General features: G+C 51.5%; 26 protein-coding genes and 1 tRNA gene. 10 read left to right on the top strand and 17 right to left on the bottom strand.

Going from position 1 to position 22,855, the window contains the following annotated elements; genetic code table 11:
* Nucleotides 1-152 precede the first annotated feature (152 nt).
* Nucleotides 153-395: a cyclic nucleotide-binding domain-containing protein gene (locus BLW97_RS04385; RefSeq protein WP_242947693.1), complete on the top strand. Its 243-nt coding sequence runs from the start codon at nucleotides 153-155 to the stop codon at nucleotides 393-395.
* On the opposite strand, the gene BLW97_RS04380 is transcribed toward BLW97_RS04385, so the two are convergent.
* Nucleotides 392-949, bottom strand: coding sequence for an LON peptidase substrate-binding domain-containing protein (locus BLW97_RS04380; protein WP_031572373.1), 558 nt, complete (start codon nucleotides 947-949; stop codon nucleotides 392-394). The two genes, BLW97_RS04385 and BLW97_RS04380, sit on opposite strands and share 4 nt — an antisense overlap.
* Nucleotides 950-974: 25 nt before the next feature.
* Between BLW97_RS04380 and hemW the strand changes: the two genes are divergently transcribed.
* Complete coding sequence (gene hemW, locus BLW97_RS04375; protein WP_075322454.1) at nucleotides 975-2,132, top strand: radical SAM family heme chaperone HemW; 1,158 nt, start codon at nucleotides 975-977, stop codon at nucleotides 2,130-2,132.
* Between the two features lie 10 nt (nucleotides 2,133-2,142).
* Here hemW and BLW97_RS04370 read toward each other — a convergent pair whose 3' ends face one another.
* Nucleotides 2,143-2,454 (bottom strand): encapsulin-associated ferritin-like protein, encoded by a 312-nt coding sequence (locus BLW97_RS04370; protein WP_024894220.1) that lies wholly within the window; start codon nucleotides 2,452-2,454, stop codon nucleotides 2,143-2,145.
* A gap of 17 nt (nucleotides 2,455-2,471) precedes the next feature.
* On the opposite strand from BLW97_RS04370, the gene BLW97_RS04365 reads away from it, so the two are divergent.
* The 3 genes from BLW97_RS04365 (at nucleotide 2,472) to BLW97_RS04360 (ending at nucleotide 5,227) form a co-directional block, all read left to right on the top strand.
* Nucleotides 2,472-3,242, top strand: a complete 771-nt coding sequence (locus BLW97_RS04365; RefSeq protein ID WP_075322453.1) for a pseudouridine synthase — start codon at nucleotides 2,472-2,474, stop codon at nucleotides 3,240-3,242.
* A gap of 87 nt (nucleotides 3,243-3,329) precedes the next feature.
* Complete coding sequence (locus BLW97_RS19605; protein ID WP_010643000.1) at nucleotides 3,330-3,482, top strand: hypothetical protein; 153 nt, start codon at nucleotides 3,330-3,332, stop codon at nucleotides 3,480-3,482.
* A 212-nt stretch (nucleotides 3,483-3,694) separates the two neighbouring features.
* Entirely contained in the window at nucleotides 3,695-5,227 is a 1,533-nt protein-coding gene (locus BLW97_RS04360) for a DHA2 family efflux MFS transporter permease subunit (protein WP_075322452.1), read from the top strand.
* Between the two features lie 193 nt (nucleotides 5,228-5,420).
* On the opposite strand, the gene BLW97_RS04355 is transcribed toward BLW97_RS04360, so the two are convergent.
* Nucleotides 5,421-6,368, bottom strand: coding sequence for a D-alanyl-D-alanine carboxypeptidase family protein (locus BLW97_RS04355; RefSeq protein ID WP_024894223.1), 948 nt, complete (start codon nucleotides 6,366-6,368; stop codon nucleotides 5,421-5,423).
* Nucleotides 6,369-6,531: 163 nt separating this feature from the next.
* On the opposite strand from BLW97_RS04355, the gene BLW97_RS04350 reads away from it, so the two are divergent.
* The 5 genes from BLW97_RS04350 (at nucleotide 6,532) to BLW97_RS04330 (ending at nucleotide 9,896) form a co-directional block, all read left to right on the top strand.
* Nucleotides 6,532-7,293, top strand: coding sequence for a sulfite exporter TauE/SafE family protein (locus tag BLW97_RS04350; RefSeq protein WP_024894224.1), 762 nt, complete (start codon nucleotides 6,532-6,534; stop codon nucleotides 7,291-7,293).
* 24 nt (nucleotides 7,294-7,317) lie between these two features.
* The gene (locus BLW97_RS04345) at nucleotides 7,318-8,325 is read left to right on the top strand and encodes a class I SAM-dependent methyltransferase (protein ID WP_010636973.1); all 1,008 of its coding nucleotides are present in this window, start codon (nucleotides 7,318-7,320) and stop codon (nucleotides 8,323-8,325) included.
* Between the two features lie 82 nt (nucleotides 8,326-8,407).
* Nucleotides 8,408-8,483, top strand: a tRNA-Ala gene (locus BLW97_RS04340).
* Nucleotides 8,484-8,585: 102 nt separating this feature from the next.
* Nucleotides 8,586-9,587 carry a site-specific integrase gene (locus BLW97_RS04335; RefSeq protein WP_075323562.1) on the top strand — a complete coding sequence of 334 codons (1,002 nt, stop codon included), beginning with the start codon at nucleotides 8,586-8,588 and terminating at the stop codon, nucleotides 9,585-9,587.
* A 33-nt stretch (nucleotides 9,588-9,620) separates the two neighbouring features.
* A complete protein-coding gene (locus tag BLW97_RS04330) occupies nucleotides 9,621-9,896 on the top strand; it encodes a hypothetical protein (protein WP_075322451.1) in 276 nt (91 codons plus the stop codon).
* 25 nt (nucleotides 9,897-9,921) lie between these two features.
* Here BLW97_RS04330 and BLW97_RS04325 read toward each other — a convergent pair whose 3' ends face one another.
* The 14 genes from BLW97_RS04325 to BLW97_RS04245 form a co-directional block, all read right to left on the bottom strand.
* Nucleotides 9,922-10,755 carry a DUF4326 domain-containing protein gene (locus tag BLW97_RS04325; RefSeq protein WP_077218220.1) on the bottom strand — a complete coding sequence of 278 codons (834 nt, stop codon included), beginning with the start codon at nucleotides 10,753-10,755 and terminating at the stop codon, nucleotides 9,922-9,924.
* Nucleotides 10,756-10,769: 14 nt separating this feature from the next.
* The gene (locus tag BLW97_RS04315; RefSeq protein ID WP_075322450.1) at nucleotides 10,770-11,321 is read right to left on the bottom strand and encodes a hypothetical protein; all 552 of its coding nucleotides are present in this window, start codon (nucleotides 11,319-11,321) and stop codon (nucleotides 10,770-10,772) included.
* Between the two features lie 208 nt (nucleotides 11,322-11,529).
* Nucleotides 11,530-12,306: a hypothetical protein gene (locus BLW97_RS04310; RefSeq protein ID WP_075322449.1), complete on the bottom strand. Its 777-nt coding sequence runs from the start codon at nucleotides 12,304-12,306 to the stop codon at nucleotides 11,530-11,532.
* A 103-nt stretch (nucleotides 12,307-12,409) separates the two neighbouring features.
* Nucleotides 12,410-13,438 (bottom strand): restriction endonuclease subunit S, encoded by a 1,029-nt coding sequence (locus BLW97_RS04305; RefSeq protein WP_075322448.1) that lies wholly within the window; start codon nucleotides 13,436-13,438, stop codon nucleotides 12,410-12,412.
* Nucleotides 13,425-15,317, bottom strand: coding sequence for an HsdM family class I SAM-dependent methyltransferase (locus BLW97_RS04300; protein WP_075322447.1), 1,893 nt, complete (start codon nucleotides 15,315-15,317; stop codon nucleotides 13,425-13,427). The genes BLW97_RS04305 and BLW97_RS04300 overlap by 14 nt, the downstream gene beginning before the upstream one ends.
* A gap of 35 nt (nucleotides 15,318-15,352) precedes the next feature.
* A complete protein-coding gene (locus BLW97_RS04295; protein WP_075322446.1) occupies nucleotides 15,353-15,922 on the bottom strand; it encodes a hypothetical protein in 570 nt (189 codons plus the stop codon).
* Nucleotides 15,923-16,179: 257 nt separating this feature from the next.
* Nucleotides 16,180-17,580, bottom strand: coding sequence for a ParB/RepB/Spo0J family partition protein (locus BLW97_RS04285; RefSeq protein WP_075322444.1), 1,401 nt, complete (start codon nucleotides 17,578-17,580; stop codon nucleotides 16,180-16,182).
* Complete coding sequence (locus BLW97_RS04280; protein ID WP_077218216.1) at nucleotides 17,558-18,358, bottom strand: ParA family protein; 801 nt, start codon at nucleotides 18,356-18,358, stop codon at nucleotides 17,558-17,560. Before BLW97_RS04280 ends, BLW97_RS04285 begins: the two co-directional genes overlap by 23 nt.
* On the bottom strand, nucleotides 18,355-18,792 hold the full coding sequence (locus tag BLW97_RS04275; RefSeq protein WP_075322443.1) for a hypothetical protein: 438 nt from the start codon (nucleotides 18,790-18,792) through the stop codon (nucleotides 18,355-18,357). Before BLW97_RS04275 ends, BLW97_RS04280 begins: the two co-directional genes overlap by 4 nt.
* A gap of 77 nt (nucleotides 18,793-18,869) precedes the next feature.
* A complete protein-coding gene (locus BLW97_RS04270; RefSeq protein WP_075322442.1) occupies nucleotides 18,870-19,211 on the bottom strand; it encodes a hypothetical protein in 342 nt (113 codons plus the stop codon).
* A gap of 262 nt (nucleotides 19,212-19,473) precedes the next feature.
* The gene (locus BLW97_RS04260; RefSeq protein WP_242947691.1) at nucleotides 19,474-20,046 is read right to left on the bottom strand and encodes a S26 family signal peptidase; all 573 of its coding nucleotides are present in this window, start codon (nucleotides 20,044-20,046) and stop codon (nucleotides 19,474-19,476) included.
* Between the two features lie 8 nt (nucleotides 20,047-20,054).
* Nucleotides 20,055-21,416, bottom strand: a complete 1,362-nt coding sequence (locus BLW97_RS04255; RefSeq protein ID WP_075322440.1) for a DNA-directed RNA polymerase subunit alpha C-terminal domain-containing protein — start codon at nucleotides 21,414-21,416, stop codon at nucleotides 20,055-20,057.
* A gap of 88 nt (nucleotides 21,417-21,504) precedes the next feature.
* Nucleotides 21,505-21,768, bottom strand: coding sequence for a hypothetical protein (locus BLW97_RS04250; RefSeq protein ID WP_075322439.1), 264 nt, complete (start codon nucleotides 21,766-21,768; stop codon nucleotides 21,505-21,507).
* The gene (locus BLW97_RS04245) at nucleotides 21,761-22,657 is read right to left on the bottom strand and encodes a phospholipase D-like domain-containing protein (protein WP_075322438.1); all 897 of its coding nucleotides are present in this window, start codon (nucleotides 22,655-22,657) and stop codon (nucleotides 21,761-21,763) included. The genes BLW97_RS04250 and BLW97_RS04245 overlap by 8 nt, the downstream gene beginning before the upstream one ends.
* Nucleotides 22,658-22,855 lie beyond the last annotated feature (198 nt).

The raw sequence follows: 22,855 nt of genomic DNA, 5'->3' as shown, positions 1-22,855 counted from the left end.
CGTGAAAGTCACATGATCCACCAACCACGGCGGAACCAATCCTAACGCGAGAGAAAACAGCTCTTCAGGGACCATCAGCTAACTCCAATTCAGGGCACGACCGCTCCACAGCATTCTACCCCCTACCCACTCAATCTGACGAAGAGCCAGAAATGGCTGGAGAAATGTCTTTTTTTGACCGGCAACCACGTAGCGCTCGCATTCTCGCCAAAAGCGAAGACACCCAGGTTCTGGTCCTGACTCGCGCCCGTTATCAGCGCCTGAAAGTAGAGAAACCTTATATCACGGTCAACATTCTGGAACAGGCTATCATCAGTCTGGATCACCTGTTTCGTAATCTTTCCCAGAATTATACGGATTTTTCTACCTACATTTACGGCAAGGGCAAGCACTAGGCTCCACTACGCCGCTGCAGCAGGTGATGAATGCGCTGCAATCTTTCGAGGGGGTCCTGCAGCAGAAGCAGATCCTGCTTTTCCTCTGGAGAAGCCGGTAGTGCCTGAGCGAGCACCATACCAGCAGTACTGGCATCCAGGTCCCGGGCCGCTTCTTCACCCAGCAACTCCTTCAAAATGGCGCGCAGGGTATCGTCTTCCCGGCGCATGGGCACTACCGGCTCCTCCGCCCAGTAGTGCACCGAGGCCATAGCCAGAGCCCCCTCATAATGCCAGTCCTGAATGCTGAAGCGTCGCTGCCCCTCCACCTGAATTTCCAGAATCCCTGGCTCACCACCCCAATCCACTATCCGCGCCAGTGTTCCTACCCGTTCCGGCTCCGCATGACCATCTCCCCGAGAGTGCGTCAAACAAATTCCAAAACCATGATCATGGCGCAGGGAGCTGCTGACCATGTCCAGATAACGGGGTTCAAACACTCTCAATCCGACTAAGGCCTTGGGAAAAAGTACGGTTCGGAGTAAAAATAGGGGTATTGTATGCGTATCCGTCACTATGCTGTTCCTCTCACGAGTATTCATGAATCCCAGCCTGAAACCATCCTCCACGTTCTCACTATATGTACATCTGCCTTGGTGTAAAGCCAAGTGTCCTTATTGTGACTTCAATTCACATGCGGCAGACCATATTCCTACAGAGCGTTATGCCCGCGCCCTGATTGCTGATCTGGATCGGGAACTGCCACGCATCTGGGGACGACGTCTGCACAGTATTTTCATTGGCGGAGGCACTCCCAGCCTGTTTCCACCGGAAATCATCAACCAGCTGCTTTCCGACATCCGGGCCCGCCTGCAACCCCTGTCTGCCATGGAGGTGACCCTGGAGGCTAATCCCGGTGCCATTGAAGCCGCAGCATTTGCCGATTTTCGTGCGGCCGGGGTTACCCGTCTGTCTCTGGGGATCCAGTCTTTCAATAATGTGCACCTGCAACGCCTGGGACGCATTCATGATGCATCTGCCGCCCATCGGGCCGTAGAAAAAGCCATTGCTGCGCAATTTACCAGCTTTAATCTGGATCTCATGTTTGCCCTGCCCGGCCAGAGCACGGCTGAAGCCCTGGCAGACCTGGACGCGGCCTTACAATATCAGCCTCCCCATTTATCCCTTTACCAGCTCACCCTGGAAGCCGGCACTCCCTTCGCCAGCCATCCTCCAGCCCATCTCCCTGACGAGGATACCGCAGCGGATATGGAAAATATTTTGCGCAGTGAACTGGACCATCACGGTTTGGCTCGCTACGAAATCTCCGCGCACGCCCGCCCCGGACAGCAATGCCAGCATAACCGCAATTACTGGCTATATGGAGACTATCTGGGAATTGGCGCCGGAGCCCATGGCAAAATCACCCAGGCGGAAGGCATCTGGCGTAGCCGCAAACCCAGCCGACCCGAGAGTTATATGATCGACGCGCTCAGTGATATGGAAACCCTGGGAGAATACACCCCGGTTCCACCAGCAGAACGCCCCTTTGAATTCATGCTGAATGCCCTGCGGCTCACCGAAGGTTTTTCAAACCGTCTGTTTACTGAATGCACCGGCCTGGACAGTCTGCTGATTGAACCACAGATTCGCCGTGCCCGCCGCGAGGGTTTACTGTATGACGATACTGAAATAATCCGGCCCACCGCCCGGGGAATGAACTTTTACAATGAATTGTGTGCCCGCTTCATTCCCTGAATGGGCGATACTATTCCCGACCCATCGTATCAGCTTCATGACCGGTAATGGAACCGTCCTTGAACAAATATTCACGCAACTCTTTATCCAGACGCGGCATTTTACGGCGCAACCACTCCAGAACCATGGCCGCGTGCTCAATTTCTTCATCCCGATTGTGTTCCAGCACTTTTTTGAGCTGGAGATCATTGCAGGCATCCGCGCGCTGCTGGTACCAGTCTACCGCCTCAAATTCTTCCATCAGCGAGGATATCGCCCGATGAATGTCCAGCGTATCACTGGACAGCGACTCCAAAGGCTCGTGCATTGTTTCATGTGCCATCTTGAGATCCTTTAACGATGAAATATCCTCACAAGCATAGCTCAAAGCGTTCACTAAACCCAAGTGACACCAGACCGGGAGAAATTCGCCATGAATTGGCAAGACTCCTGTCCAAAGCAGGACTGTGCTCGCGGAGCATGGCCGCCGATTGGATTCGGGCCGGCAAGGTAACCGTCAACGGGCAGATCATTTACGAGCCGGAAGCCCGTTTTTCACTTCGCGATGCCCGGATTTCCGTGGCGGGACAACGCCTGACCGGACAGGCTCGCAAGGTGCTGATGCTGCATAAACCCCGGGGCGTTGTCAGTACCCGCGCCGATGAAAGAGGACGGCCCACCGTTTATGATTTACTGCCCTCCGACCATTGGCTGGCACCCATAGGACGTCTGGATCAGGCCAGCTCCGGGTTATTGTTATTCAGTAACGATCCGGAATGGGCCCAGATTCTGCTGAATCCAGATCAGCACGTCAGCAAAACCTACCACGTGCAAATCCGCCCTCCTCTTCCTGCCGAAGTTTTTCGGCACATTGCCCAGTACTCCAGCCTGGACGGCAAGCCATGCCTGCCCATGCAAATTCGTGAGCTGCGCTGCGGAGGAAAAACCCAATGGCTGGAAATTGTCCTTCAGGAAGGGCGTAACCGGCAGATTCGTCGCCTGCTGCAAGGCGCCGATGCGGAAGTGTTACGTTTAGTTCGCGTGGCTATCGGTGATCTGCCTTTGGGCAATCTGGCCAGCGGGCAGTGGCGCTGGCTGAGCCCGGAGGAAGAAAGACTTCTGGAACCCTGAACCGTCTATATTAGATATTTATGATATTGACAGGCCCATAATATCCGTGTATGTTAGTTATACCTTATTTACTGATGGAGAACGGTCATGGAAATGGAACAGGAATTTGAATTGATTGCGCTGGTTTACCAACTGGAAGAAGCCGGTTACTGCTTTGCCAACGTTTCTGATGAAGAACTGCACCAGGCATTCATGAACAATCAGGATCTGCGGGATCTGGCGGTTCCCCGTGCCGCCTGATCATTTTTATCCTCCACAACCGGCCCTTTATGGCCGGTTTTTTTTGGTCTGAACAACGGCGTATATCAAAACAGCCCTGCGCCCGGTTTTGAGGTCTTCCCTGCTGCTTAACCGCTCTATCAGCTGCTCTTGCGAGCAAGCATGTTCCTCTCTATACTGACCGAACGGTCGGTATCTGACAGATTATCATTCCCCATCAAGGAGCCCAACTGGTGGCGCAAGAGCAGTCTACATCCCGTCTGGTCATCACCGTGGCGGTCATGCTTGCAGTAGTGATGCAGGTTCTGGATCTCACCATTGTCAATGTGGCACTGACCTATATGCGTGGCTCCCTGCAGGCTAATAGTGATCAGATCACCTGGGTGCTCACCGCTTATATGGTGGCCAACGTCATTGTACTCCCCCTTACCGGCCTTCTGGTGGAACGTTACGGACAACGCAACATCATGCTTTGGAGTGTGGTGGGATTCGTGATTTCTTCGGCACTATGCGGACAATCCCACAGTCTTACCGAGATTGTCCTCTGGCGCTTTCTTCAGGGCATTTTCGGGGCGTCCCTGGCACCTGTCGGGCAAACCATCATGCTCGGAGCCTATCCGGCCAATAAACGTGGTCAGGCCATGGCGATTCTCGGTATGGGCATCATGCTGGGACCGATTCTTGGACCGACTCTGGGTGGTTATCTGACGGACACGCTCAGTTGGCGCTGGGTGTTTTACGTCAACATTCCCTTTGGGATTCTCGCCTTTTTACTGATGCAAAGTGTGCCGGACGGCGGCAAAAGCGCCAACCCCCGGCCCGTGGACTGGACTGGATTTGCGCTGATGGCCCTGGGTTTGGGGTCTCTGCAAGGCATTCTCAGCCTCGGGGATCAAGATGACTGGTTCAGTTCACAAACCATCATCATCCTGACTTTGATTACCATCCTCGGGCTGCTCTTTTTTGTGTGGCGTTCCCTGAGTGTCAAGCATCCGGTTGTCGACTTGCGGCTCCTCAAAGACCGCAATCTGGCTATTGGCAGCATGGGAATCGGTATATTTGGACTAGCGTTGTTTGGCACCATGGTGATTTTGCCCATCATGCTGGAGACCTTGATGCACTATGAGGCCTTTACGGCCGGACTGGCTATGGCGCCTCAAGGAATCGGCGCAATGCTGGCGATGATGCTGGCTGGCCGTCTACTCGGCAAGGGCATCAATCCCCGCGATATTGTGCTGGTCGGTATTGTAATTGGCGCTTTTGGAACTTATCTCACCACACTCTACAACCTCAATATCAATATAGACTGGGTGATCTGGCCCAGCTTTATTCGCGGCATAGGTTTTGGTCTGGTGACCATTCCCCTGTTTACCCTGGCTTTTACAACCCTCAAGAAATCACAGCAGGCAGAGGGGTCGGGAATTTTCAATTTGATGAGAACCCTCGGTGGCAGTGTCGGCATCGCTATTGTGTCTACCGTCATGAGCCAGGAAACACAAGTGGGCTGGAACCAGATGAGTAAGTTCATCAACCCCTTCAATCCGGCGTTTCACCAATATCTGGCAGCGGCTGGGATGAACCAGAATCCGACTACCTGGCAGATTCTGGGTAATGTTGTTCTGTATAATCAGGCCAACATGCGCGGCACCCTCGATGCATTTGTGCTGGTATTTTACGGTTTTCTGGTGATGATTCCGCTGATTTTATTTCTCAAGAAGCCAGCTCCAGAAAAGGGAGAAAATACTCCGCCACCCGTACAGGAGTAACCCTGAAACGGTGGTGGGCCGGGAAGCTTTTTGCTCCAACGTCCCTTGCCTGTTGTTCTACGGCTCATCCTGCTGTCAGGAGAGAACTCGCCCTGCGGGCTCAGACAACTCTCCTGACGGGCGCAGGATTTCACCAAGAACAACAACGGCTCGAAACAAAAGTCGCGGCAAAGCTTCCCGGCCCACCGCTGTTTCAGGGTGCCGAGGTTTTTTCCAGATGGGGTACGGCAGGCAGCCAGAGCGTTCTGGCAAAACCCCAGTCGAGCAATTTGAGACTTTGCCAGGAGGCCTTCCAGAAACCACGGTTTTCATCGGTAAATGAAGGGACGCCCAGAATCACGGCAATGAGTTGCACCCCATTTTGGGTGCCCGTAGCCACCAGGCAATGACCAGCAGCGTCGGTATAACCGCTTTTCATGCCGGTGATGAAAGGCACACGACCTACCAGCAAGTTAGGATTAGGACTGGTAATGCCTGCGTAAGTGAAATTTTCATGATTGAAAAAATGCATATATTGCGGAAAATCCGTCATGATTCGCCTGGTGAGAATAGCAATATCATAAGGACTGGCGGTGTTATTGGGATGGGGAAGGCCGTCCGGATCATAATAGGTTGTCGATAACATACCGATTTTACGCGCCGTCTGGTTCATTTCACGCACGAAAGCCGGGACGCTGCCGGCCACCAGATGCGCAGCTTCCACAGCAGCGTCGTTTCCCGAAGGAACTGTCATCCCCAAAATCATCTGGGCTACTGAAAAGCGCAATCCGGGATGCATGAACATGCTGGAACCACCGGTTTCCAATGCTGCCTGGCAGGGTACAAACTCCTGGTGCAAATGCAATCCACCGGTGTGAATGTCCTTGAACAGCAGATACAAGGTCATGAGCTTGGTAATACTGGCAATTGCATAGGGTTGGTAAGCATTTTTAGCGGCGATGATGGCACCGGTTTGCGCATTCATCAGAATATAGGCGCGGGCATCAATGGGCGGCAGGCCGCTGCTGTTGGTATCGGCGCGGGTAGTAGAAATACCCAAAATGAGCGTCCATCCCAGTATAAACAGGCCCAGGAACCATAAATGAAGCCTGTAGGAACGATACGTGATCGGTGCAGTATTTGCAGAAGGATGCGGCAGCATGGGTTAGCCCTCCCCATTAACGGGATGCAAGGTTAAAGCAATTTCTCAGGATAGTTTCATATTAGGCTATTTTTTCTGAAATGCCTATATGTACGCAGTTGCTTGGAAGCGGAGCATTCCCAGCAACTGGAAGACACTCCTCAAAACTTATAGACTGGTCGGTATGAACTTACACGCGTCCCTTTCTTATGCCACCCTCATCCACTTTCCCCTCCTCTGGGCCATCGCCGGATTCATTATTCTCCTGGCTTTTTACGTCCGGGCAGTGATCGGATTTGGTTCCGGGCTGATTTCCGTGGCCTTGCTCACGCTCATCTTTCCCATCAAGGAAGTCGTGCCAGTCGTATTGCTTCTGGATCTGCTCGGTTCAGTATTACTGGGTGCCTATGATTTTCGGGAAATGCGCTGGCCGGAGTTACGCTGGCTGATCCCCGGCAGCATCATTGGTCTGGCAATCGGTTCTTTCATACTTGCTGATACCAATGCCCAGAATCTGACCCGATTCCTCGGTGTATTCATTCTCGCCTACGTGGTGTACGCCCTTGCCATGAAGCCCGATCGTCTGCCGCGCATCAGTCTGCCCTGGGGCACGCCGCTCGGAATATTTGGGGGAGTCGTGGGCAGCCTCTACGGTGGGGGTGGACCGCCTATCGTCGCCTACCTGCAAATGCGGCATCTGGACAAACGCGCTTTTCGCGCCACTTTTCAGGGGATTGCGCTCACAGACAATGTGTTGCGCGGGTTCATGTATGTAGCCCTGGCGCTGTTGACCTGGCAGCTGGCCATAGGTTTTTTAATGTTGATTCCGCCAGTTTTGCTGGGTCTCTGGGCGGGTAATCGTTTACACCTACGTATCAACCAACGCGCTTTTTTATTGGGAACACTGGGATTACTGACCGTAGTTGGCCTGAAATACCTTATTTAACGCATCGAGCGACAAGGAGAGCATATGACTTTACGCAGCATGGAAGAACTCAGGCAGCAGGCTCAGGGCGCACAATCCCTGAATATTGCTTTCATAGGTGTCGTCAATGGACTGTTCAGCGCCCTGCACCAATTGCAGAAGGCTGATTCCCGACATCTCGCTCAGCAAGCGGGCATGGACGAAGGATACGTCACCCGCTGGTGCGATGCTGCTTATGCTTTTGGCTGGCTGGAACTGAATTCCGACGATCAGTGGCAACTCAGCGCAGATGGCGACAGCATGCGCCCCGAGGCTCCGGGTAGCCGCATGGCAACAGCTATTGGTTCGGTCCTGTCGGCACATATGGCTGAACGCGCCGCAGGACTGATGCGCACGGGCGAACGTCCGGGTGAAAAAGTACTGGCGGAACGGGAAACCATTCTGCCCTGGTTTGGGCTGATGCTGGAAAACAATTTCCGCAAGACTTTTGAAGAAAAAATCTGCCCGCAGGTTCCCATATTTGCCGAAGTAGATGCCCGGGGTGGTCTTGCTGTGGATCTGGGTTGCGGAAATGGCTGGTATTTACGGGCACTGGCACAGCGCTGCAACCATTTGCGGGGCCTTGGTCTGGATGGTTTTGCGGAAAATGTGCGGCAGGCGCAGGAAATAGCTCAACAGGAGGGCCTTAGTGACCGTCTGCACTTTTCGGAGGGCGATATCCATGCGTTTTCTCTGCCAGAACCGGCAGATCTGATTGCCATGAATCGTGCCCTTCACCATGTCTGGGAAAAACGTGGGGCCATTTTTGACAAACTGCGTAGCAATCTCAAAGCAGAAGGCGCCGTAGTCATTTGGGAACCCGCATGGCCAGATGATCATCGTCGCCTGCGCGAAGCACCCTTGCGGGGCATGGCTTACCAGAATCTCACCGAGCATGTCCAAGGGAATCATTTCCTGCATCCTGAGGAAATCGCCAGCGCCTTAAAAGAAGCCGGACTAAGGCCAGAAATCTTCCCGTTTGGTAGCGATGTAATGGTGGTGGGGCGCTGCTGAGCAGCAAAAACTGACACCTAGCCCTGCCAGCCGTTTACAAGCATTGCATTCCGCGAGGCTTCTCTTTATCCTTTGCGCTCATGGGGCGGTAGCTCAGCTGGGAGAGCGTCGCGTTCGCAATGCGAAGGTCGGGAGTTCGATCCTCCTCCGCTCCACCAAATAAAACAAAAGGTTACAAACTAGAAATAACCTCTATTTGCTTTCGTGATGCAGTTATGATGCACTTGAGTGCATCAAAAATTGATCGTAACAGGTTGATCATGGCATCATTCACTCCCAGAAAAGACTCGGATGGGCACCTGATCGGGTATCAGGTGCATATTCGGAAGAAAGGATTCCCCACACAAACGGCCACATTCAGAACCAAGGCCGAAGCACAAAAGTGGGCCAGCGTCATAGAATCAGAGATGGTTCGCGGGGTTTTTGTGTCCCGTGCTGAGGCAGAGAAAACGACTTTAGCCGAGGCCCTTGATCGCTACGCCACAGAAGTTTCGGCCCATAAAAAAGGGTTCAACCGGGAATTATCCGTCATCAAACAGTTGAAGGTCTCAGCCCTTGGCAAAATGACCATGGCAGGCATCCAGGGTAAAGATGTTGCCAAGTACCGGGATTTGGCCTTGGCCGAGGGGTTAAGCCCGATCACCATCAAAAGACGACTTTCTGTACTTTCTCACCTGTTTACCATAGCCACCAAAGAATGGGGCATGGGCGGACTGATCAACCCGGTTCCACTGGTATCTATCCCCAAAAAAAATAACGCCCGGGATCGCCGACTGACAGACTTTGAGGAAGAATGTCTGATCAAAGAAAGTGAAGCCTATGGTTCACACTTATCCAACATCATCCAGTTCGCCCTAGAGACAGGCATGCGTCGGAGTGAAATCGCTTCCATGGACTGGAAGCATCTGTATCTGCAAAAAATGACGCTGCATATCCCGGATTCCAAAAACGGCCAGGCAAGGACCGTCCCATTATCACCAAAGGCGATTCAGATTCTCTCCTCCCTGCCCCGGCAGATCAGCGGGTCAGTTTGGGGAATGCGTGCGGACAGCATCACCCAGGCCTTTGAACGAGCCCGCAAACGCGCCGGCATTGAAGACTTACGCTTCCATGATCTAAGACATGAAGCCACCAGCCGCTTCTTCGAGCAAGGTTTCAACATCATGGAGGTAGCATCCATTACCGGCCACAAGACCTTACAAATGCTCAAACGGTATACACACCTGAAGGCTGAGGACTTGGCGAAGAAAATGCGTACATAGCGTATGAGGGTGTAACATCATGGAACAGACTTTATGCTCAAAAAGTTCTCCAAAGATTACCCCCTCAGATCAGGTGATCAAGATAGGATTATTTCCATTGATCCGCACAAAAAAACCTTCAGGGGGGACACAGATAAAAATAAAGCAGGAGATTTTTATGTCCTTAGCCGACCAGACAGAACTTGGGCAACCATTGGTCTTGAAGATATGGTGACTTCAAACGGCGACCCCATAGACTTGAGGGCCCCAATAAAATCTGGGGTGCTCCCTACTCAGGTTCACGCTTATTGGAACGGTTTGGTGTTATGAGAGACCGATCGTGGATCCCGTCTTTTCATACCACCAATTTCGCCAACCGCCCCATGGACGCCTTGCCATGGGCCAGATTGATCACCGGGATCCCCCAGCGATCAGCCAGCGCAATGGCCTGCCCGGTCCCGCCCGTTGTTCGTGATCGGGCAGATTCCGACTCACACCCGTCCGGCGTCCAGCAAACGACAAAGTTCACTGGAGACCGCAGATCAGCGCCGAGCACCTGATGGCTGTTCCGGGCCATTAGCGATCGTGCCTTGTCGTTCATTCGATTCCCGGCAGGATGGACGATTTCTGCGACACGAAAGGCCTCACTACTTGGAAGCGGAATACAAAAGTCTCCTTGCCGGTCGCGGAATCCCGGCCAGGGCAAGTAGATTTCCTTTTTGCCCGTACATCCCGCCTCAAAAGCGGAATCCGCACCGGACGCGCCGCCGGAAAGTAGCGTGTATTCCAGCTCAGACAGCCGGTGCGCGATCTTGCGCATAACCAGCAAGACCTGTTCCGGTGTACTGCGGGAACCGATGCCGGCATAACGCAGGGATGGGATTGCCCGCGCACGCAATCGCTTCTGCACGCCGCCATCCAGCATTTCCGCGATGACCGTCGCATGGCAGGGCAAGGGCGCGCAATGACAGGAAAGCGGCTGATCGGGCTGGATACCCAGCAGTGCTGTGCAGACTACTGGATCGTGCTCTGCGATGCGGGCAGCAAGCCAGTGGCGGTATCGTTCGATGACCTCATCCCGGCTACCGTCCGGCCCAATGGCATAGGGATTACCCAAAGGCGATGGGCGAGCCACATACGCGGCCTGTCGGCAATCGTCAGACTGGATGTTCAGGATGGGGTGACTCACTCGGAAAAGACAGATTAAGTTTGCGATCCGGGCGGCGGCGGTGTATTGACCACAAAAACCGTTTTACCATGTTGCGTCACATAATCTTGCTGATGATACTGGCAAACTTTTCCATGCGGACAGAACGGAAAGTGTGGTACGTACTGTTGTATTACAGGTTTGTTGACTCTCTTTTTGACAGGGGGCGGTAACGTGGTGGGATTGGGATGCGATGGATGCGTTGGCCTGCAAATGTAACCTTCAGGGCATACAAAGCTGGTCATTTCCATCTGGTAATGATGACCTGAACGTGTATAGGCATTATTGGATGCATTGCCAACACCGTCCGATACAGCGCCTCCCGTAACATCAGCGGTTGTACCGTTACTGGCGTAAGGATTATTGGCGCAGCCGGCAAGGCCCATTGAAGCAATCATGGTGACGTAAATCAGTATCATTTTTCTATTCACGAGATTTTCCTTCTTGGTTAAACAGCGTTGAAAATAATTCGGATTGGTGTCCGGCGGTAATCCCTGGCGATCGTTTGGTTTGAGCCCAGGCGCCGTCACACCAGATTTTACAGGCACTCACGATACCCCGCCATCTACCACACACTCCGGCGCCGGATTGTCTATAACACTAATCACGTTGATTGACTGGCTGGCCGCAAACAAGTCTAACCGCGCTTATTAGCCATTAAAATCTGTGGATTAAGAGGTAACCGTTGCTTGATGGTTGCTTGACTATCGGCAAGACCAGCAACGGTTACTCACCATGCGGAAAGAAGTCTGCGCTTCAGGAAGATGCAGAAGCAGTCTTCTGTGCAGGCCCGAAATGCGTCACCTGCATCACTTTCCAGTGATCTTTGGATGATTCACCTAATATGGCGGAAATGGTAAAGATATCCTTACGAATCCTGTCCGCATCTGCAGAATCACTTTTCAGCGCATTCTTCAACAACGGACTGTTTTTACCCAGGCGCATCACCCCTTTCAAACCGATATCGGCGGTCACGGCAACCGTTTTCATGGAGTATTTTGAATTAAAATGCGGAGTAGTTGCAGAAACAATCTTCGTAATGTCGAAATGCCCGATACACAACGAACCGCGATCAACATCCCCCATCAAGAACTCCGCCACTTGATGCTGAACAAAACGCACATCCTTGTTCGTTGTGACAACAGGCAGCATCGTCTTATTTTTATTAGTTGTTCCGGTAAAAAGATTACCGCTCTGGTAATGACAAGTGTAGGGAGACCCGAATTTAACATAGCCTTTCTTGCGTAACTCATCCATCAACTGCATGTGATCTTTAGGCACATCCTGAGCCATGGAAAATTCATAACCTTTGGGCGTTTGTTTCTGGCATTCATGCGCAATATAGGCATCCCCCGCCATGTTGCTGCTACTACTGACTGGCAAACAAAGACCGGTCCCACCCATAGCACTGGTCATCTTTTGATCGACCGTTTTCTGCAGAGCGGCCCGGTACTCCGAATGATCAGAATTCGTAGCACATCCCGTCATGGAAATCACTGCGGCAGCCAATATGATTTTATACGTCGTTTTCACGGTTACTTCCTCCTGTGGTGGAAAAATTCATAGCCCTAAATTTTTATCGTGGCCACGAAGCCGAACCTGCAATTGCCCTTTAGATTCACTAAGAGTAATGACTTTATTCGACCTGAGAGCTGTAGGGCAGGGACTTGATGTAGCCGACCATATAGTCCCAATCTGGCTTGCCGACAGAGGTAACCGGTAGGCTAATTAGCGAGTCGGGCATACGGATTGGCCGCCATTTTCGACCAAAGCCCCAACGGTACTTGTCCGCACGAATTACGGTAGCCAGAAACAGTCCCAGTTCAGGCGTGAGACGGACCCGCTTATCCTTGAGATACAGCGGGTTTACGTCGTGGGTACAGGTAAATGGTGCGGGCTGGTAGAAGGCTTCTCCAACCGAGCCATTGTTTGAGACGGTGATGCATTCACCGGGGAATATCTTGCGATTAAGCGGTTCGTCGGGGTTAATTGAGCCATCCTTTGAGAATTTTCTTAGGTTTTCGTGCGCAATGTACGCAGTAACCCCGTTGTTGTATTCGGTGGCGCCAATGAATGGAATGCCGCCCTCTCTGGATGAAGTTGGCGGCTTCTTGTTGTAGTAGCCCTTTTTGATTTCGAAGATTTTGTCGTATCGGAACGCTAACCAGTGCGTGGTGGAAAGTTCGGCTGCACCCCCCGCATGCTGGGGACATGAAGCCCCGTCGAACTTGAGCACACTCGTCGAGTTGGTCCACTCTGGTCTATCCATAGGCTCAGGCAATACCAGGTCTTTTAGGGTCCTATTGGCTTGACGGCCAAAGCCGAACCGAAACCGGTTGGCCGTAATGCATAGCACCCACCACAGCTTTTCCTGCTCCGTCATCGGCTTTCTTGGAGTCAACACCATGATATGGAATCCGCTGTAAAACGGGAATGGTTGCAGAAATGCCACGCCCGCCCCACCTTGTCCATTGAGAGCCACGGTGATGGTGCCTGCCGGCGCGGGCTCCAGCCCTGGAATAGGTTTTACCTGAGCCGTTACACCATTATTCCGTGCGGCGCGTCCTACAAAGTTGATGGCTTCGGGGGTTGCAGATTGCTCCAGCCTATTGAGTTCCAGACTGTGTCCATAACTCAGGGTGAACAGGTCGTTAATCTTCGGCATCCACTGTCTCCCCCGGTTCCTGATGGGTCCCTTGGCCAAAGAGCTTAAATAGGGCATAGCTCTGCACAACCTTCTCGAAGTCAGCCTGCGTTAAGCTGGAGTAGTCCGTTTCCATGTAGGCTTCAGCGCACCACTCGTCCGCCACGCTAACTGACTGCATTACACTTTCACCCGCATGAACTTCCCGGTTTCGATACATGGCTACCCAATGGTCTCGAATGGCGGGCCATCGCTCATCCTGGTCAATTCGGCCCTTATGTTTTGTCTTAATAAAGCCGTCATCGCGCCAATAACCAAACCAAGTTTTTTTGTCCGATTTGGCGTGCGCCTTCCCAGCAAACCAAACCATGACACAGGTCACCACACCGACTGGATAGAACAATTCCTGCGGCATAGACATAACGGCGTCCAGAGTGTGATGTTTCAACATCTCATCCCGAACAGGATTGGGTTTGATTGCTGCGGACATCGGTACAATCGCAATGCCGATTGATCCTGACTCCAGGCAGTCCAGCATCTGCTTCACGAAATAGAGTTCGTGAAGCTCCGCGTCGCTTTTGGATTGGGCGTAGGGGGGATTGAGCATCCCGACATTCGGTTTCATCTTCTTGACGGCCTTGATAACCGCATCGTCGAAGCAACTGGCTTGATGCAGGTTCGCCTTGCCATCGCCACGCAAAATCATATTGCTGGCAGCAAGAGCGAACATCTTGGGGTTATTCTCAATACCAATCAGGCGATTCTTCTTAATGTCGGTACGCTCTTCTTCTGTGACCGCCTTTTTCAACATATGCTGCATCGCCGAAATAAGAAATCCGCCGGTGCCGGCACAAATATCAAGCACCTTTGATTCCGGACCAACATTCGCTATCAAAGAGAACAGTTCAGCCACATGTCGGGGCGTCAGGACAATGCCCAATGCCTTCTTATCGCCTGCTGTGTACTTCAGGAATTCGCCATAGAACTGCCCAACGACATCAAAGTCATGGTAGACGTTGATGTAAGGCCAAACGTTGTCACAGATGCGGGTGATGATTTCCTTGAATACGCCGTCCGGGTACTCTTTTGCTGTCTTGCTATCTGGCTTACCCAGGTTGGGATGTACGGCAATCGTGGAGTACGGTTGCAGCATCGTGTCCTTCTTGGCCTTGGGGATGTCAGCCTTGTCCAACTCCTTCTTGATAGCCCCCAGCCACGCTTCCTGAACATCTTCAGCCGACAAGGCTGCAAAGGTCTTCAGAAATGCAGAGTTCATCAAGGCAATCAGGGTGCCGCTCACCAGCAGCGGTTTGTCTTCTTCAGAGATTTTGGCTTTCGTCCAAATCAGCTCATGCAGATCTTTGGAGAATGCCAACAGGTCAGAGTGGCGCTTCTTGGCCACATCCGGGTCGAAGGACGCAAGTCGGTAGTAGTCATCAAACGGGATAAGAGCGTCTACGACTACCCCTGATTCGTTTGCCAGGTCTTTGACTTCATTGGTCCCCGCCGGAATCAGGAAATTCGATATCTTCATTGAACTGGCGGTAGTGCCGCTCACCGCAATGGCAACCACCGTGTAGTGCTTTGCCAGGTGTTCTGCATAATGCAAAACACCATCTACCGCATATTCGACTGGCTTGTCTCTGTCGGGGCTCTCGTGCTTTTTGACGTCCTTTTTGCACTCCACCACGATGATGAAGCCCGCATCCTTTTTGTCAGTGATGATGAACTCTGGATATCCGGATTTACCGCTGGCCTTCTTGCTGGCCTTAGACAGCAGGCCTTTGACCTTGGCTATCTCGGACTTTTGCTCTTCTATTGTGATGCCGTTATCATGTTCCCTGTAACCCAGCGTCGCCAGCTTGTCGCGCACTAAGTTCTCGGTTATTCGCTCTGTCATTACACACTCCATTCCGATTTTTACAAGTTACAGAATCAGCACACATAAGGGGGCCTCAATAGCTGCTTTAATCGATCATACAAGGCCCCGGAAGAAAGATGCCAGCGCCGCACAATAAAATCCTGATGCGCTGTTTTGCGCGAGTCCTGCGGGAAATAGGCGATTTCCGGTATTTCACGGGGAAGCTTTTCCGAGTAATCATTCAGTCGCAACAAGAGACCCTTTTTCTGCCATTGCTCCAGGTCGTCAGAAAAGAAACACAACAGATCGAGAACGTATCCTCCACGTTGCACTACCGCCCAGTTCCCGGCGTCGAACGCGGCCAGGAAAGCGTCCATCAGCCATGCCAGATCATCGGCAGGGTCCGCGTGACGCAGGAAATATCCCAACACGGGTTCCATGTCCCGTAGCGCTGCATTTTCAGGCGGGGCAGAAAGTACGGAATAGCTGAGGTGCAAATCAACAGGCGCATCCTCTGCATACCCGTTTTGAAGCACTCCTAAATGATGCAATCCATACAGTGCCGCCAAACGGGCATAACGATCACTTTCGCCCATTTTAATGCTTAGACCTCCCTTATCCACCACTTCCAGGACATCCATCATATATGCGATGTTGCATTCTCCCGCTGATACACCAGTCCAGGACTTACCACCACTTCGTCATCGGATAACTGCAACAAAGAAATCGCACCATCACGACCTACTGTCGCGACGCGGAAGAACCGTATGATCAAATTATCGTCATATACCAAAAATTTGTATATTGGCTGGCTCTCATATTTTCCGATAATCGGGCCTTTTTGAACTATACTCCGCATTCTGTCTCCGGATATCCTTTGCATGACTGATTTATTGTCCCTTTAGTCTTCCTCAGCCACCACTTCCAGAACCTCCAGAACATCCGCAACATCATCCTGCAAAGGATGATAATGCCGACCCGCTTTCTGAAAAAGACGGGACAGCAGGCCATGCGACAGGCTCACCGTCATTTCAGGCATCACATCCCCTGTTTCGGCAAGCGCCCTGGCCGCGCTGGACACCCCCGATGCATTGGCAGCTTCCCATTCCATTCCATGCGTTTCGGTCCCGGCTGTGGGCTTCGGCACCCGCCCAGAAGGCTGACGTGCGACAGAAACCGCATCGGCAGCCACTGCAGACAATGTGCCGGAGAATTCGGGTTCACTCTCTTCTTCATCCTCATCCAGATAATGATCTGCCACACTCTCATCCGGATCCGGCGTAGGCAATACTTCCTCTCCCTCGGAATCAAGAGGACTCGAAACTTCTGGGGCCGTTGTGTCGTCCTGGTAAGCAGCCCGTAGTGCCTGCTCTGAAGACATGCCCGACTTCAGATTCTGGAATGCCAGGCGCTTGGCCGCATCATTGGACGATACCCAATCCTGCGCTTCGCGCAATTGTTCCATGCTCAAATCGGATCGATCCTGCAAACCCAAACCATTGCGTAGCGTCCAGATTTCTTCTGCTTCATCAATGACCGTCCGCTTCAGTTCAATGCCTGCGCTGACGCGCTCTTTCAGGTCCACAAAAATCGCTCGTTTACCCTCGGTGTCGCGCCACCAGCCCATGAGCCGGACGAGCTCATTCTGACCAACGGCATTCACATCTATTTCCAGGTGCTCGATCAATGCCCGGGCATCGGGATGCACTTTGCTCAACATCTGGTTCACCCAGGTCCGCGAACGTCCCAGACGACGACCTAACTCTTCCTGGCTGACCTTTTGGGTCTCAATCAATGATTGAAGTGCATAAGCGGTATCCAGCGGGCTCATATCAGCCCGCGCCAGATTCTCGACCATCTGCATTTCCAGTCGATCAACATCAGACTGAGGTTCTACCAGAACAGCAGGGATACGGCTCAAATCGTAGCCAGGACGTTCGCATTTCTTCCCAGTAGAGAGCGCATGCCGGGATGCCCGCCAGCGTCTCTCGCCAGTCACAATCTGGAATCCACCATCCAGTCGCCTGACCGTGATGGGTTGAATCACACCATGACGCAAAATGCTTTCCGCCAGCAGTTCCAAATCTTCGTCTGCTTCATCGGATAAACGACGGGGTTGATTGGGATCGGGTGTAATTTCATCCAACTTCAAAAAAAGGCCGGACGGCAGGTTTTCAGACAGATTTCGTCCCCCGCTTTTCTTTCCGGCAGAAGATGTTCCAGATCCATTTTGCCCTTCAGCGTCTTCCTGAAGCGCAAATGCCAAAGACTCCATCACATCATCCTTCTTGATCTTCGCCACCTTCAACCTCCTTATTCATCAAATTTTCGACTATTCTGACACAAACTCTGCGCCAAACACTCGCGCCGGGATCTCTGGGTGCATATTGCCACACCGCCTTTCCTTCGCGCAGCGCATCAGGTGCCAGCACCCGATCCGTAAAGACCTCTGGCAACACACTGTCTTTATGGACAGTTTTTCGTAACATTTCGATCATGCGTGACTGGTTGGCACTTGTCATCTTGTATTTATTGATCAAGATGGTCATATCCAGTGGCACACCGGAATTCAGGACCATTTGACGATCACGAATAGCACCGACCATCCCCTGAACCGCCAGGGTATCCGGTATCACCGGTATGACCAGTACCCCGCCCAACAACATGGGGGCCAGTTGTAGCACCCCGGGTGCGGGGGGCACATCGAAAACAATCAGATCAAATGAGAACTCACGCAACCGATCCATCGCCATGCGGGCTTCCCGCATGCCTTCAGGGTTCACCGTTCCCTGTCCGGGAACAGCCACTGCATGTTCACTACCCGGCAGAATAAAAAAATCAAAGTCGCCATATTTTCTGAATTCCATCTCGGAATCTTCATCCCAAAGATCGGTCACCGCAATATCCAGGTCAGATGATTTGCGTACTTTTCTGGTTACTATAGTCGTAGCATTGCATTGACTATCCATGTCCACCAGGAGTGTTTTTAGTCCCATTTCGGCAGCACACGCGGCCAAATGTAGGGCAATGGTAGTTTTCCCCACCCCACCCTTTCGATTCATCACGGTAATCGCTTTCACACTTTTGATCCCCCACTTCTCTGGGCCTGCAGCTTTGCACGCCTTTCACGTTCATAGGCTGGCGGATAAACATACCAGGTCCACCAATACAGGATGGTATAGGTAACCGATGACATGCTGATATCCGCACTCTGTGCAATCCGTGTTAGATCGGCCCCTTGCTCGGGAGTCACACGCATGTTGATTTGCATCCATCCGGTAGCTTGGCGCCCCGCACTTTCCGTAAGTGTCTGGGATAGCCCTTTGGTCTGGCGCCACTTCAGACCCGTTTCCCAAGGCTTTTCACGCAAAAACTTTTCAGTCATTTCGATATAACTCTGACGCAAGTTCTGATTCAGAGCAAAAGCCAACGCCTTGGCATACATGTGCATTTTAACGGGCACACGCGTCGGAATCTCATCAAACGTCTGCCCTTTTACGATGATTTTTCGCATACAAAACCTCTTCCTGAATTTGGTTATGGTATAGCATAACACATGACGTAATGGTATACCCTGTTTTCGGAAAACATTCAGACGACATGACGGGATCGCTTTCGACACAACGACTCGACCGCAAAAGCTTCTGACCAGGTCGGATGGCTTGTGCGCTGCAATAGGTCTTTGGCATGCGGACAGTATCTTGCGTACCAGTGCAGCGTCGTCAGCGCACCTTCTGAAACCTGTTCTTTGTCTGTGCGCATTTCCCAGGCAATACCCCAGACGATGCACAAAAAACCCAAGGCGAATCCAAGAGCAATCCAGTATTCAGGGATCGGGTACCCATGGCCGCGCAAACTGGCAATGGCCACAGCAAGTCCCCAGACACCCAGTCCCGACTCAGCAGTTATCGTGCCTTTATGATAAATGTGCATTCTGACCTCATTCTGAAAATTTCATCATGTTTTTCATATAGATCCCTCTAAGCGCTTCGAGAAATACAAAAAAACAGGACATCCCCTACTTGTGAGATCAAAAGGCCGGTAACAATCCCTTATGATTATTTGAATTCTTGGCAAAGGAAAATGAAAACTAGGCACCATGACGACCATTGCGCAAATCAGAAGGAGCGAGAGAATCATGCCCACCGCTTCGATCAACGTCAGGATGATAGCCAACAACCTGACTTTAACCATCTTAATCCCCCTTTTTCAGCCAGAATTGGCTTCCAGGAATCACCCACCACGGACGCACTTTTTCCAGGATATTGTTTTCCGAAACCGGTCCGTAATAACTCGAATCGAAGGCATAATTACCAGGGGCATAGAGCCAAACCTGTCCCTGTTTCAGATGATAAGTACCAAATGGATAGTGTAGAATCCGATGATGATGCCCGGGTGTCCATCTATCGACATGACTATTTGGCAATAATCGACCATCTACCCAGACACCCTGCCGCTTAAGAACCACCGTCTGGCCGGGTAAAGCCACCACATTCTTGATCCAGGGCTCGTTTTTCGGAAACCAATGATACTTCAATCCCTCTGCGACCGCTGGATGGTCCTGCGGACCCGGGATTTCAACTTCTACCAGTTCCCCATCGTGAAGCGGGAAAGGGGTCCCAAGCAACTGATAAAAACCAACCGGCTGGCAAGTGGAATCAGTAACCACCAGCCTTTCAAAGTGCCCGAAAAGCATGCCCACGCCAACCAGAACGATGAATCCTACCAGTGACCAGTATATCCATTCGATCCTACGCAAAGAGAACATGTGAAACCTCATTGGATCTCTGCCATGTAAATATAGGGATAACTTCCGTATTTGTTGATCTCAAAAGTCATCTCTCCGTAACATTTTGGCGCCATCCAACGATAATCCTTAATGCTATTTCGTTGACCTACAGAGTTATAATCAAATCCTGCAGCCGTATGAATGGGCAAAATGGCTATGCAAAGTGCCGGAAGATTCTTATTCCGAAAAAATTGTCGAATCCTTTCAAGTCGAACAGGTCCAATCCCGGGAATGGATAGGATCTGCTCGTTCGTCATGAGCGCCAAGTCTCCTATCGTGTTACACCCTCGCATTGCCATGCTTGTACGAATGCATACAGATAGATTCATGGAGCGAAAAACGGAATCTAAATCTTGCGGGTCCGTGTAAGCTTTACGAATTAAACTCTGATAAGCATCGAACAAGTTATCAGCAGCCTTTAAGGCTACCTGATAAGCTGTCCTTGAAATATGGTATCCATGGCGCATAGTGTCCACGACATCACGGCATTGCTGTGCCAGGTCTCGAAATTTCTCCATTTGGACTTCCATGGCCTGCAAATCCAATCGCATGGCAGCCATTTTCAGATCAACCGATTCACAAGAAAGCGGCGTAAGTTGTTCGTGTAAGGCGGAAAACACAGAAATCATCACAGACATGTCGCTTTCATCGACGGTGCCGCCAGTCGATTCAACCAGCTTTATTTTAGCCAAAATTCGTGCTAAATCTGTGCGCACCGATTGGATAGTATCCTTAACTTCAGTCGGTTGTGACGTTTTCTGCACAGGGAAAGATTTTGGAATGGTCGGCGTTCCATTGATGTTCCCGGAATATGACCATCCCCCCTGATTTGCCTGCTTCTGTATATCTGAAAACCTTTTTTCGGCCTCTGAACAGTTGTCCATAAAATCGTCAATATCTCTCGAAATCTGCATATCCGATCTGTCCTCGGACATCGTCATACTTGTCAGTCGATCCATTGTGGCGGGGGATGGTGGCAGATAGTCCGATATTTGACGATCAGGAAAGGAAAAGACTTTTTGACTGGAATTCACAAAGTCATTAAGTTCTTTCACTACGTCACCAACCTCGGAATTTTGCGACTCGGAGTCCAGTAAACGCTCCATCTCTTCCAACTCGCTATCGCTCAATGAGTCATTTTCCGATTTACCCATGTCAATCTCATGGGATAACTCGGAAAATGTATTCGGCCTGGAGATCACCTTCCCGTCCTGTTCATTTACAGGGACATTTCCGACTTTCTGTTCGTCATCCCCACCGGCTGCAGAATGTCCTGGCACCCCCAACAAATGACACATCCAATTTTTCACAAAAGCCCCTTTGCCGCCATTGGCCTTTCCGGACAACATACATCAACCCCAAACACTATCAGGTATGGTATAGCCCATGACGGGCAAAGGTTTGCTTAGTGCCTTTTAAGACCTCTATCAAAACCGTTCAGGCCCGATAATCCCGCTTCTTCCGAACCGTAACCGGGATAGTCTTCGACGGTTCAGGTTGTGTCTGCCGGGGCTGCACCAATGCACCGCCATCAGGAAGATCAAGATCCTTGGGATACCAGAATTTCCGGGTTTCACAGCGTTCCTGTTCAGGCTGCGACGAACTGACCACGTCTTGTTGTGATTTCGGATAACGATTTGCTTTAGCCCTGGCGCGATTCCCAAACTGGGGCGCTACCGAACGGGTTTCGCGCTTAATCATAATTCCGCGCCCTCGCCCAGTCCCGATTGAATTGCGCCTGAAGTTTGGAAATATCAGAACCGTTCAGCAGCAATCCAACCTCTCGGTTGATCTCTAGCGATGTCTGGGTCAGGTTCTCGCTACCGATATAAGCCAATGAATTTCCTAATACTAATTTGGCGTGCAAATATATCGGTTTCACCGGTAGTAGCCTGACCTGTACGCCATGTGCTTCCAGAAATCGCACATCTTGGCGATCTTGGGTATTGATATTGGCTGGCATGATTACCCGCGCCAATCGGCCTTTTTCGGCAATCGCATCAAGCGTCGGCGCATAAGGTCCGATCTCCTCATCTTCAATAGCAATCGGTCCCGGCTGGTCGATGACCTGAATAATCTGATGCACCGAAGTACCGGGCGATAGCACCAGATCACGATGTGTCCATGCAGGTGCGTGCCGATTCTGCCAATCCGCATTAAAAACAGCGTTGACTGCCTTAACCACGGTTGGATTTTTCGTGACATAGAGGTAATTCCTTGCATTATGAAAATCGGACCAGGCAAAATTCGGGTTACCGATCTCAGCTTCATGGCCTGACGCCAGATATTTTGCATGATAAAAAGCCCAGTGACTGCCGTGACTGGTGAATCGATAAGGGGCCAGGTGCAGCACAGCACCCGTCGCCTTGATCTCCCGTTCTTCCTTTCTCACCTGCCAGGATTTCATGCCATAAGGCTTGCCCTCAATAATGACCCGCACCTCTACCCCTCGCGCTTTAGCGGCACGGATGGCGCGGAGAATGGGGCGGTCCGTCATATAGTAGACACCGACATTCAATTCGTGACGAGCGGACTGAATCACCTGCAAAATGGGCGATACGCCCGCGTTTGGTTCGATAAATAAAGACACTTAAATCTCCTCCCTGAAATTGAATATTCCATGCTTATCCGGTTGTCTCCCAAACCCACTACCGGTAGTGGGTTTGAAAATCGATGAAATCGCGGCAACACTGGTACGGCGATCCTCGCCAAGCCTTTTTAGGCAAAGCCAGTCGGTCATCGTAGGGTAGTTTTTAGGGGCTTTCACAGAACCCCATATTTAGTAGCA

The sequence above is a fragment of the Acidithiobacillus albertensis genome (assembly GCF_001931655.1).
Lineage (GTDB): Bacteria > Pseudomonadota > Gammaproteobacteria > Acidithiobacillales > Acidithiobacillaceae > Acidithiobacillus > Acidithiobacillus thiooxidans.
This window is presented reverse-complemented; position numbering and strand designations above follow the sequence as displayed.